General features: G+C 56.2%; 12 protein-coding genes. 8 read left to right on the top strand and 4 right to left on the bottom strand.

The window, feature by feature from the left end; all coding sequences use genetic code 11:
• Positions 1–71: 71 nt before the first annotated feature.
• The 4 genes from LRS06_RS09660 (at position 72) to coaE (ending at position 2,726) form a co-directional block, all read left to right on the top strand.
• A complete protein-coding gene (locus LRS06_RS09660) occupies positions 72–599 on the top strand; it encodes a DUF1573 domain-containing protein (protein ID WP_257871303.1) in 528 nt (175 codons plus the stop codon).
• Between the two features lie 170 nt (positions 600–769).
• Complete coding sequence (yajC, locus tag LRS06_RS09655) at positions 770–1,108, top strand: preprotein translocase subunit YajC (protein WP_257871302.1); 339 nt, start codon at positions 770–772, stop codon at positions 1,106–1,108.
• A 21-nt stretch (positions 1,109–1,129) separates the two neighbouring features.
• Positions 1,130–2,107: a hypothetical protein gene (locus LRS06_RS09650; protein WP_257871301.1), complete on the top strand. Its 978-nt coding sequence runs from the start codon at positions 1,130–1,132 to the stop codon at positions 2,105–2,107.
• A 10-nt stretch (positions 2,108–2,117) separates the two neighbouring features.
• Positions 2,118–2,726, top strand: a complete 609-nt coding sequence (gene coaE, locus LRS06_RS09645; RefSeq protein WP_257871300.1) for a dephospho-CoA kinase — start codon at positions 2,118–2,120, stop codon at positions 2,724–2,726.
• Positions 2,727–2,790: 64 nt separating this feature from the next.
• On the opposite strand, the gene LRS06_RS09640 is transcribed toward coaE, so the two are convergent.
• The 3 genes from LRS06_RS09640 to LRS06_RS09630 all read right to left on the bottom strand — a co-directional run bounded on the left by LRS06_RS09640 (position 2,791) and on the right by LRS06_RS09630 (position 5,228).
• Positions 2,791–3,963, bottom strand: a complete 1,173-nt coding sequence (locus tag LRS06_RS09640; RefSeq protein WP_257871299.1) for a hypothetical protein — start codon at positions 3,961–3,963, stop codon at positions 2,791–2,793.
• A gap of 111 nt (positions 3,964–4,074) precedes the next feature.
• On the bottom strand, positions 4,075–4,611 hold the full coding sequence (locus tag LRS06_RS09635) for an SgcJ/EcaC family oxidoreductase (RefSeq protein WP_257871298.1): 537 nt from the start codon (positions 4,609–4,611) through the stop codon (positions 4,075–4,077).
• 17 nt (positions 4,612–4,628) lie between these two features.
• Positions 4,629–5,228, bottom strand: a complete 600-nt coding sequence (locus LRS06_RS09630; RefSeq protein ID WP_257871297.1) for a helix-turn-helix domain-containing protein — start codon at positions 5,226–5,228, stop codon at positions 4,629–4,631.
• 747 nt (positions 5,229–5,975) lie between these two features.
• Between LRS06_RS09630 and LRS06_RS09625 the strand changes: the two genes are divergently transcribed.
• The 4 genes from LRS06_RS09625 (at position 5,976) to LRS06_RS09610 (ending at position 9,792) form a co-directional block, all read left to right on the top strand.
• Positions 5,976–7,220: a site-specific integrase gene (locus tag LRS06_RS09625; RefSeq protein ID WP_257871296.1), complete on the top strand. Its 1,245-nt coding sequence runs from the start codon at positions 5,976–5,978 to the stop codon at positions 7,218–7,220.
• Positions 7,221–7,306: 86 nt separating this feature from the next.
• Entirely contained in the window at positions 7,307–8,221 is a 915-nt protein-coding gene (locus LRS06_RS09620) for a hypothetical protein (protein ID WP_257871295.1), read from the top strand.
• A 62-nt stretch (positions 8,222–8,283) separates the two neighbouring features.
• Positions 8,284–8,559, top strand: coding sequence for a helix-turn-helix domain-containing protein (locus LRS06_RS09615; RefSeq protein ID WP_257871294.1), 276 nt, complete (start codon positions 8,284–8,286; stop codon positions 8,557–8,559).
• A 312-nt stretch (positions 8,560–8,871) separates the two neighbouring features.
• Positions 8,872–9,792, top strand: coding sequence for a hypothetical protein (locus tag LRS06_RS09610; RefSeq protein ID WP_257871293.1), 921 nt, complete (start codon positions 8,872–8,874; stop codon positions 9,790–9,792).
• Between the two features lie 556 nt (positions 9,793–10,348).
• Here the strand turns inward: LRS06_RS09610 and LRS06_RS09605 are convergent.
• The gene (locus LRS06_RS09605; protein WP_257871292.1) at positions 10,349–11,809 is read right to left on the bottom strand and encodes a class I SAM-dependent DNA methyltransferase; all 1,461 of its coding nucleotides are present in this window, start codon (positions 11,807–11,809) and stop codon (positions 10,349–10,351) included.
• Positions 11,810–11,863: the final 54 nt, after the last annotated feature.

Raw genomic sequence — 11,863 nt, 5'->3', positions numbered from 1 at the left:
CGCAAGCCGTACATTTGATTTCAAACCTGTTGGGCCGCGCATACCCGGCTCACTTTCACTTTGCTTGTTTTATGAAACGTACGCTGTTTTCTGCGCTGTTGCTGTCGGCTGGCCTGTTTGTGGGCGCCTGCAACCGCGACAAAGCTTCTGCCGATGGCACGGAAGGCATGAACGCCGCCGCTACTGCTGCCGCCGATGTGGCTAACCCCACCGTGGACAACCCCAACGCAACGGAGGAATCGGAGACGCCGAACCCCAATGCGCCGGTCATGACCTTCACCGAAACGGAGTTCGACTTTGGCGACATCAAGCCTGGCGCAGTGGTAAACCATACTTTCTCGTTCACCAACACCGGCAAGTCGCCGCTGCTGATCAGCAACGCGCAAGCCAGCTGCGGCTGCACCACGCCCAACTGGACCAAAGACCCCATTCAGCCTGGCGGGAAAGGCACCATCGAGGTGCAATTCAACAGCCAGGGCAAGTCGGGCGTGCAGCACAAGGAAATTTCCATCCAGGCTAATACCCAGCCCAGCGTCAACAAAATTGCCATCAAAACCAACATCCTGCCCGACGGCACGGCTGGCCCGGTACGGCAGTAGCAGTTTTGTAATGTGCTAATTAGTGGGAATGTGCTGAGGTGCTAATGTGGGGAGTGTTTTGAGCTGTTTTTCAACACATTCCCTCATTAGCACCTCAGCCCATTTCCACCTAGTACCTTTCCAACCCATTAGCACTTCAGCACATTCAACCACATTAGCACATTATTTTCATGTTCCTGACGCTTCTGTTGCAGGCCGCCCCGGCCGGTGAAAACTACACCTCCCTGCTGTTTCCGGTCGTTATCGGCCTGATTGTGTACTTCTTCATGATCCGGCCGCAGCAGCGCCGGGCCAGCGACGCCAAGAAATTCCGGGAAAGCATTGCCAAAGGCACCAACGTGGTAACCATTGGCGGTCTGCATGGCAAAGTAATAGATGTGACGCCCGAAACCGTGGTGCTGGAAGTGGAGCGGGGCATCCGCCTGCGCTTCGACCGCTCGGCCGTGGCCCGGCAGGCTGGTACGCCCGCTGCGCCGGCCGCTGCTGCCACCACGGAGCCTGCTGCCTAACCTCATCAAGCTCCGCCGGATGTGTCGCTGCTGAACGCCCGAAATATCGCCCGTTGGTTTATCAGCCCGTTTTCCGGGCAGGAGCGCAGCTATTGGCGGGCCATAACGGCGTGTTTTCTGGCGGCATCTACGTTCTGGCTGCTCAACGCCCTCAATAAAGTTTACACTACGCGCATCACCTACCCGCTGGAGTGGCGCTACGACGCCCGGCGCTACGTGCCCGTGCAGCCCCTGCCCCGTGAGGTAGCCGTGAACGTGACCGGCCGCGGCTGGAAGCTGCTGCGCCGCTCCCTGATGCTGGACGTGCGCCCCGCCGAGATTCAGCTGGAGCGGCTGCCCGGCACGCGCTACGTGGCCGGCCTGCAGATGCGCCCGGCGCTGCTGGCCGCTATGGAAGGCCTGCAGCTGAACTACGTGCTGACGGACACCATCTTCGTAGAGTTCGACCGGCTGGTGACGCGCCGTTTGCCGCTCATGCTCAGCCCTTCGGCTGATGGGGCGGCCCTACCCTTCGTCGCCCGCTTCCAGCCCGACAGCATCACGTTCCGGGGGCCTTCGCAGGTAATTGCCCGCCTGGCCAGCCCGTACTTGGTGCATTTGCCGCAGGCCCCGGCGGGTAGCAGCAGCGGCAGCATCCGGGTGCCCATTGGCGGGCCTAACCTGGTGAACACGGACGTGCAGAACGTGAAAGTGCGCTTGCAGCCCCGGCCGCTGGTGAGCCAGGTTATTTCGGTGATGCCGGCTTTGCACAACTTCCCCGTGGGCCAGCCTTACACCATCCGGCCCGTGATGCTAAGGGTGGAAGTGCAAAGCTTTGCCGAAGACACGGCCCACCTCGACCTCAAACAGGTGCGCGCCCTGCTCGACTTCGGCCAGCTCCACGTGGCCGACTCTACTTTGCAGCCGCTGCTGATGCCTACCCAGCCACCCGTGCGCGGGGCCCGCCTGCTCACGCCGCTGGTGCGCGTGTCATTGTCGCGGTATTCTCCCCGCCATTAACCTACCTCGTATGCTACGTATCGGAATCACGGGCGGTATAGGCTCGGGCAAAAGCGTGGTGTGCCGCGTGTTCCAGGTGCTGGGCGTGCCGGTCTACGACTCAGATGCCCGCGCCAAGTGGGTAATGGCCCACGATACGGCCCTGCGCCAGGAGCTGATAGGAGCCTTCGGCGCGGCCGTATTTGGGGCTGATGGGCAGCTGGACCGGCCTTATCTGGCGCGCTTGGCCTTCAACGACCCCGCTCAGCTGGCCCGTCTCAATGCGCTGGTGCACCCGCACGTGGGCCGCGACTTTGCCGAGTGGTCTGCTGCACAGGCACAGCTAGGCAAGCCCTACATTCTGAAAGAAGCCGCGCTGCTCTACGAATCAGGCGCCGACAAGCAGCTCGACCGAATTATAACGGTATTCGCGCCCGAGCCGGTGCGCCATGCCCGGGTGCTGCTGCGCGACCCGCATCGCACCGCCGACGACATTGTGAGCATCATGGGCAAGCAGATCAGCGAGGAGGAAAAGCTGCAGCGCGCCGATTTTATCATCCACAACGACGACGAGCATCTGGTACTACCACAGGTGCTGAAGCTGCATGAGGTAATTCTGAACGCTGAATTAGGAGTATAGCCTTGCGGCAACCATGGTTCTGGTAAATATAGCTTGCCCCTAATTCATAATTCAACATTCAGCATTACCGAATGATGGGGCACCGCTCGAAGAGGCGGTTTTCGTCGAACAGCTTGCGGTAGGTGACGTGGGTTTTGTAGATGCGCGCGCCGATAGAGCGCGTCACGGCCAGCATGCGCGGGTTGAAGTCGCCAATCCAGTTCATTTCAATGTCGGTATAACCCGCATCGATAAATGCCTGCTGAGCATGTACCAACATCGCCGATTCCACGCCCTGCCCCTGCCAGGCCGGCACCACCCCGAAGATAACACCAAACATCTTTTTGGGCTGACGCCGCTGGTAACGCCACCGCTCCCACACAAACTTCAGCTTGCCCCATACGTCGAGCCGCGGGCCCACGTGCTTGAAAATCTGGTTTAGCTCGGGCAAGCTCACGAAAAACGCCACGGGCTCATCTCGGTGGTACGCAAACCACACGATGCGCTCATCCACTACGGGCTTCATCTGCCGAACGAGGGCGCGGGCTTTTTCTAGGGGCATAGCCACCACGCCGGAGTGGTTGGCCCAGGCCAGGTTGTACACGTGGTGAAAGTCGCGGCTCATCTTCTCCAGGTCGCGCAGGTTGGCGTGGGCAAAGCGGAACTCCGGCTTTTCCTGGGCGTAGCGCTCCGCCGCCTTATGGAAGCTGGCGTGCAGGGGCTCCGAAACAGGCCGGTAACAGGTATACTGCTTGAAGTACACCTGAAACCCGTAGCTCTCAAACAACTGCTGGTAGTACGGCGGGTGGTAGAACATACCGTAGTTGGGCTCGGTAAAGCCCGCCACCAGCAAGCCCCAGAACCGGTCACGCTCACCAAAGTTGATAGGCCCATCCATGGCCTGCATGCCGCGGGCGGCCAGCCAGCTTTGCGCGGCCCCGAGTAACTCGTTGGCCGCCGCCTGGTCGTTCACGCACTCGAAGAAGCCCATGCCGCCCGTAGGTAGTGTGGGGTCGGTGTGGGCGGTGGCAGGGTTGATGAAGGCGGCTACCCGCCCAATGGGCTGCCCGGCAGCGTTGGTGAGCACCCACCGGACAACCTCGCCCTGGGCCAGATTGGGGTTGCGAGCCGGGTCGAAAGTGGCTTCCAGGTCGTCGTCCATGGGCCGGATCCAGGCCGGATGGTCGCGGTAGATCTGCCCGGGGAAGTCCCGGAAAAGGCGCTTTTGCTCGGCGGAAACAACTTCAATTAACGGCATCGGAAACGGCACGCAAGTGTACGGAAGGGGCAAGTTACGGCGCGGGCACGTACTTGCGACTTAGTCCAGCGGTAATGGTTGCGCCGACTAGGGCCAGCACTCAGCCTGGCCTCACCTCTTTCCTGCGGGGTCGTTGCCAGCTGCGGCAGCGTCAATCTCTGTGTTGTGGCCCGCCGTCAGCAGCCAGCGGCCTTGGCGCTTCACCAGCACGAGTGTCAGCAGGTCCTCGTTGTCGCCCATCTTGTTGGTGCCCCGGTTCACACCATCCGGGGGATAAAAGGCGCCTACTTTGCAGCGCAGGTTCACCAGGGCCACATCGGCCGTTATGGCCCGCACCACCGGCGGGCCGGGCGTGAAGGTGACGCCTGAAAAAATCTGGTCGAAAATGGCCTGGTGGGCTCCCTGCACCTGCGGCCGGCCCCGCCACCACATGCCCACAATATTCACCCAGCTTACATCGGGCGTGGTGTAGGCCGCCATATCCTCGAAGCGGTGATTGGAAAAATTCGTCGTCATCTGCTGCACTACTTTCTGAATGGCAGCTTCATCGGCAGCAGACAACCGAGGGCTGGTGGGTGGGGCTTGGGCAAGCAGTTGATGGGCGGCAAGCAGGCTCATGAGGGCGAGCAGCAGGATTCTCTTAAGCATGATAGTGGGGTGTAGGTTCAAGGCAAACCTACACCCGCTGAGCGCCCAACTGGTAGTAAAAACCCGACATCCTGCGCCTGCTGCTGAGCCACCTGATACGAGGCTTCCGCCGCCAGCAGCCGTGGGGGCGTGACGCCGGCAAAGGCCTGGAAGTCACGCATCAGGTGGCGGTAGTCAAAGTAGCCCGTACGAATGGCCACGGTCAGCCAATCGAGCTTAGGCAGCTGCTCCTTAAGGCGAAACGCCCGGTCGAAGCGCACAATGCGCGCGTAAAGCTTCGGTGACATGCCTACTCGCTCCCGAAAGCTGCGCTCGTACTGCCGGGGACTCAGACAAGCCAGGGAAGCCTGCTCATCCACCGTGAGCGGCTGCCCCGTCACCAACTCCGGCAGTAGCCTGTCGATGGGCCTGACCGGCCGCCGCAGGGCCCGCAGGCGCCGTAGCAGGTAAGTTTCTACCACGTTCAGCATGAAGCCATAGTCAGTGGCTTCCGTGAGTCGGGCATCAATCTCCGTGACTTCCGGCCCAAGCAGCATCCGGCTGTCCACCGAGAAATCAAACAGTTCCTGCACCGGCACATCCAGCAGTCGGTGCAGTCCGCCCGGCCAGAAGGCCACACACACGACCAAGCTGGTTGGCCGGAAACCGCAAATCTACCCGCGACACTTGCGGCCCGGACACAATGCTCCGGGGGGAGCGAATCTCCTGTTGCTGGCCGTAGTGGAACGTGCGCATCTCTTCGCGCGGATAAAAATACAGGCAGTGCTGAGGTGCCGGCGGCATCGGTTTCACCGTTGGGCCATTGGCCACGTCGTAGTGCGCGTGCAGCAGCATATAATGCTGTACGAAGGGCTGAAGGGGCAGCGCCGGTTGCTGGAAGCGTAAAACCATAAAAGCCGAATGAACGAGCTTGAATATAGGTTTTTGCTTGGAAAGCAGCTGATTAGAACGATTTCCGGGCTTCCGGTTGGGTAATCCTCTGGGAAATATTTGATAAACGGGCCGCAGATAATACCAAAGAGGATAAGACGGAAAATCTGCAAAAAGTAAAAGCCCCTTAGCAAGGCTGCTAAGGGGCTTTTACTATGGTGGGAGATACTGGGTTCGAACCAGTGACCCTCTGCTTGTAAGGCATCGGGTAGTGTGCTATTAGGCTTTTCCGTGGTTTATCAAAAGTGCTTTTAAAGTGCTTTAAAGAGGTTTTCATCTATTGCTGCTTACTGGCGCTATCGGTTGTTTTACTATATTTGTTTAAACCAGCGTTTAAACCGCTGCTGGTTTAAACACGATGGCAAAGACTACGGAACACAAAGAAGGCCGGGCTACGGTGAAGGTAGTCTACTACACGTATAAAACCCTGGCGGATGGCTCGCACCCTTTCATGGTGCGCATCACGAAAAAACCGTAAGCTGAAGTATCTGGCTACTGGTTTAAGCTTGCATCCGAAGTATTGGAACGAGGCGAAGCGAGAGGTACGCAAAAACTACCCTGAACCTGAGCGGGAAGAGCTGTTGACCAAGCTCCAGGAGTGGCAAACTAAATACGAGAAAGCGGCGAAGAGTTTGGCTGCCGATGATGAACAGCATGATGCTCCGGCGGTTGCTGCCAAGGCTATTGAAGGAAGGAAGGCCACCCGCCGCATTAAGCTGCTAGCTTACTGTACAGAGCTGAGCGATGCCATGAAGGCTGGCGGGCAAGTGGGCAATGCAACTATATACAGGGACTTAAGAAACCAGCTTGCAAAGTTCCTAGGCGAAGCTTACCCTGAGGCAGGGGGAGATGTTGCCTTCGATAAGGTGTCGGTTTCTTTCTGCAACAAATGGGAGGCGGCGTTGCGCGCAACTGGGGTGGAAGAAATTACCCTCTCGCAACGGTTTCGTACGTTACGGGCCGTTTTGAACAAGGCCATAGCGGCCGGTGTAGCGAAAACTGAGCACTACCCGTTCGCTCGCACGGTTGCTGAAAAGCACAAGTTTCAAGTAGGTAAGTTCAATGTCAGCACGGCAAAACGCGCCGTTTCCCGCGACGAGCTACGCATCTTAGAAGCCCTACAGCCGACCAACGAGCGGCAGCAACTAGCTAAGGATGTTTTTCTATTCTCCTTCTATGGAGGAGGTATCAACTTTGTCGACTTAGCGCAACTGCGATGGCGCGATTTAAGTGGAACCTCTGCTGGTACCGGCTATCCTGAACGCTTGCACTACGTCCGCCAGAAGACAGGGGGTAAATTCTCTTTGCGGTTACTAGCTCCGGCGGCTGCCATCGTAGCCGCTTACAGGCCCTTCACCTATGCTACGCCGGCTAGCTACGTGTTTCCTGTGCTAGATCCTTATAAACATATTAGCCCAACACAGATCAAGAACAGGCTACATAAGGTATTAGGTCAGGTTAACAAGGACCTGAAGGAATTAGGAGAGTTGGCGGGTATTGCAACGCCACTTACTACCTACGTAGCCCGTCATTCATTTGCGACTAGTTTAAAACAGAGCGGCGTGGCTACCGGAGTTATAAGTGAGGCTATGGGGCATAAGTCAGAAGCAGTAACAGCTATCTACTTGGGCTCATTTGCATCCGAAACTATTGATGCTGCATATGAGCAATTGCTCTAATTCCTAAAAAGCTACCTATTCACCTGTAAGCGGATAATATCGATGTCACCACCATCGATGCGTGAGGATAAGAAGAGCTTGTATCCATGAGGGAGAATCCTGGAGTTGCCGTGAAAGTAAGTAGAGCGCTAAAACTTGCGCGGAACAGGGCTATAATGGATGTGCTCCAGATAAAGCCGGGACCTTTTGAGCCCGGATGCCCCCAGGGAGAAGAGTTTGAGAAATATGTGCAAGCCAAATACAAAGAACACTTCAGCCAACAGGCATTCGACAAGCCTGAGAACGAAGGGCGCAGAGATGCCTTTTTGGAAGCAGTAGCGCTACAGGAGAAGCATCGTGGGGCATTTATCATATACCACCCACATCATGCTGCGACTTGGCAAGAGAAAATAGAAACCACTCCCCTGTACCGTATAGGTGAGAGGGTGGATAAGTCTATTTACCTGTTCACTTACGAGATGGAAAATCATTTCGGGGCAGTGTCTTTCAATACCCAGGATGTGCGCTATTTGGCGGGAATACTGCAGGAGCGGATATATGAGCTGAAGAAAGGCGAATCCTCAGACGAGGTAGAGGAAAAAATCAGCAGACTCAACGCAGGCATAGTCGAGCTTCGCGAGAGAGAACAACGCCTTAACGAGGCCCCGACAGACCATTCGAACACCTTGATAAGTCAAAAAGGCCAGGATACTGATAATCTCCGTGGATTGTCACTCAGACAAGTAGCGCTGCTATATATCTACCAGGAGAGGCCTAAGCTAGAAAGTTTAGTTACTGCACGACGTCTAGCGGAGCAAGCTGGCTTGAAAAGCGGCGCCCTTGTATTGAAGCATTACAGTAGACTTAAGACTATATCCGAAAGAATTCGTGTAGACGGACGCCAGACTAAACACCTGATAAATGATATCGAAACAGTTATTCCCTATCTCTCAGGTAATCAAAAAAAAGCTGCTGAGAATGAGGTATTTATTCTTCGTGGAAAAAAAGTGAACCTAGGTTAACCTACACTCACCGTATAGCGCAGCACCACCTTTGCTACCGTCAACTACAAACGACGATAGCCATGCATAATCCCTTTGAAACCATCAATGCCCGGTTAAACAACCTAGAGGCGTTGACCCTGGAAGCCCTGCAACATCTGCGCAGTGCTCATCCCACCGCTGCGGAAGTAGGCGGCATTGCCTTAGCCCAGGAAGTTACGCGACTAAGCAAGCCGCGCATTTATGCGCTGGTTTCCGCACGCGCTATTCCACACAGCAAACGAGGCAATAAACTGTACTTCAATCGGGCCGAGTTAGTCGCCTGGTTAGAAGAAGGTCGGCGCGCCATGGCCAGGTAGTACCACCAGCGGATAGCAATTGCTGCCTTCTGATCATTTCAAGGGAGCATCCCGCAAGCCGACTATTTAGCTCCCTTCGGTAGTGCTGGTCAGCCTAGGTATGGGCGAAACCAGCGGCTGTCCCACTTGAATACCCTGTGTCCTCGTGCAAACAGGCACGAGGGGCGCTTCAGAGCCTTCGTACGCTCTAAACCCATTTTTTCTTACTGGTCATCACATCCTCCCCTATCGGGAGCGCGCCTTCGTGTGCCTATACGGTTCAACCAGATGTGCGCTCTACTTAGTCGAATTGGGGGAATTTCCTTCTTCTGTATGATTGATGAAGTCTACCTATACTTTACCTTTTCCCCGGGTTCCACATGTGTTGACCAGTGGGTGCATGAACGCCCAGCTTTTCAGGAAGCTCTCATTAGGCGAACGGAGATGGGGGAGTCGCAATACCGGTACCGGGGCCTACAAATTGATTTATGGTGGCAGCAGGGCCGGGGCCGGGTAAAAGGCTCCTTGCATAGTTTTGCGCAAGGGCACAATTGCGGTCTTTTTACCTTCACGGAGGTGAAGGCCGCCTGTGAGCAGCTAGCAAATGATCTAGCGCTGCCAGCGGAGAGTTTGCAGGTGTACAAAATAGAAATAGGCGTCAACTTAAGAGTTCCAAGTTCTCCGGGACCGTTTCTGGAAAGCCTTCTTACGCACAAACACAAACGCTTCTGGCCTAAAGAACCACCCGACGATGCTCCCGGCCCGTTGCTCTTCTATGCGAAACATGCGGATTATAAAATCAAGCTATATGATAAAGCAGCCTATCATCGGAAAGTCATCCCCATTCTCAAGAATAGTGAGCTGCTGCGCTTTGAAGTGCGGTTTCATCGGATCAGAGCCCTGCTGCGGCCGCTGAAGCTAGCTCTGCTAACCCTGGCAGACCTAGCTGATCCCGAAGTACTCCTGCATTTCTGCAACATTCTCGCCTCTCATTGGAAGCTTTGCAAACGCCGGGAACCGAAGGACTTTACGGGCTTAACTTCCCGGCAATGTGACCTGCTTGTTGCTGGGGATGATTTAGACCTGACTGACTACCTCCGAAAGAGTAAATCAGTAGGTTGGAATGCCAAGAGGCTTTGTGAGCTAAAAAAGTTGCAAACAGGCTCGCAAAGCCGGCGGCCACCGCATCCTTTTGAAGCTGTATTTCAGCAGACCTTGTTATTGATACAGGAAATAGATGTGATGCCGTGTTAGCTCAAAAGTGGGTATGTTTTCCACTCATGTAATGAGATGGAAGCAGGGCTATAGGATACATGGTACACCCTAGTATGTAAGATATCACACACAGAACCCTTACCAGGCGAAGCCTTGATGAAAGAACAGGGAAATGCAGTGTGCTATAGTAGACTGAAGTATGGGCTGGGCGGCGCTCTAAGCTTATGTCTAAACGAAAGGTAGTGTGCTATCACACATAGCAGGCTTAGATTAATCTAACAGACATCTGCGCAAAACAGAATATAGTCCGGCCAATAGCTTTCTTATAGGCGTCTATATGTCGACCGGCTTTAAGCCGGTCCAGAACGTATCGACGGGCTTAAAACCGGTCCAGGACATATCAACCGGTTTTAAGCCCGTCCAGAATTTCTCGACCGGAAAAATTCCCTTCGACGTTTTCTCAAGCGGAAATTTTCCGGTCGAGAATTAAGCTAACATCCTGCTCAACTACATTCAAATACAAAAGGGCGGCTAAGTATACCTAACCGCCCTTGTTGAGCAAAGCATCTAATTCTGCCCCTAAGAAGTATTGGGCCTACTCCGCTTCCAATTCCTCCGCTATGGAGCTGAACTGGGATAGCGCGGCCTGCAGGTTTTCCAGGATTTCCTGGGCCAGCACATCGGGGGCGGGGAGGGAGGCGCTGTCTTCCAGGGTTTCGTCTTTGAGCCAGAAGATGTCCAGGTTCACCTTGTCGCGGGCCAGCAGCTCGTCGTAGGTGAAGGACTTGAACCGTTCGGTTTCGACCCGCTTGCTGATTTCGCCGGGCTGGCCGTAGCACTGCACGAAGTCGTCGAGGTGCTGACGGCTGAGGGGGTTGGTTTTGAGGGTGAAGTGCTGGTTGGTGCGCAGGTCGTACACCCAGAGCTTGCTGGTCCGGGCGGTTTCGCCGCCGGTTTTCTTGGTAAAGAACAGCACGTTGGCCTTCACGCCCTGGGCGTAAAAGATACCAGTGGGCAGGCGCAGCAGGGTGTGCACGTCGCAGTCCTTAAGCAGCTTGCGGCGGATGGTTTCGCCGGCCCCGCCCTCGAACAGCACGTTGTCGGGCAGCACCACGGCCCCGGTGCCGTTCACTTTGAGGATGGTGTAGATGTGCTGGAGGAAGTTGAGCTGCTTGTTGGAGGTGGTGGCCACGAAGTCGGTGCGCTCGTAGCTGAGGGCGTCCCGGGAGGTCTGGCCTTCCTCGCTCATCACCGTGATACTGCTCTTCTTGCCGAAGGGCGGGTTGGCCAGAATAATGTCGAACCGCTCGCCGGAGTCTGAGGCCAGAGAGTCCTGGTTGCGGACGGGGCTTTCGAGGCCGCCCACGCCGTGCAGGTACAGGTTCATGGCCGCCAGGCGCACTACGGAGTCCACGATGTCGAAGCCGTAGAAGGTGTCGTGGCGCAGGGCGCGCTTCTGGTCCCGGTCCATTTCACTCTCGTAGTGGTGCACGAGGTAGTCGCGGGCCACGAGCAGGAAGCCGGCGGTGCCGCAGGCGGGGTCGCAGATGGTTTGGCCGGGGCGGGGGGCTACCACATCCACCATGGCCTGAATGAGGGGGCGGGGGGTGAAGTACTGGCCCGCGCCGCCCTTTACGTCTTCGGCGTTTTTCTGGAGCAGGCCCTCGTAAATCTCGCCCTTCACGTCGAACGACATGCCCGACCAGTTTTCCTTGTCGATGAGGGCAATGAGGTGGCGCAGGCGGGCCGGGTTCTGAATCTTGTTCTGGGCCTTCTTGAAGATGACGCCCAGCATACCCTTCTCTTTGCCCAGGTCGGTGAGCAGGTGGCGGTACTGCACCTCCAGGGCGTCGCCTTCGAGGTTACGAAGGGAGGCCCAGTCCTTATCGGCCGGCACCGTAGGAGCGTTGGGGGAGCCGGCCTGCTCGTCGGCCATCTTGAGGAAAAGCAGGAAGGTGATTTGCTCGACGTAGTCGCCGTAGCCCACGCCGTCGTCGCGCAGCACGGTGGCGTAGTTCCAGACGCGCTGGACGAGTTGGGAAGCCTGGATGTTCATGAGATTATTTCTGATTGTTGAACATTGTTGAACATTGTTGAACATTGTTGAACA

Origin of the sequence: Hymenobacter sp. J193 (genome assembly GCF_024700075.1) — a bacterium.
Taxonomy (GTDB): Bacteria; Bacteroidota; Bacteroidia; order Cytophagales; family Hymenobacteraceae; genus Hymenobacter.
This window is presented reverse-complemented; position numbering and strand designations above follow the sequence as displayed.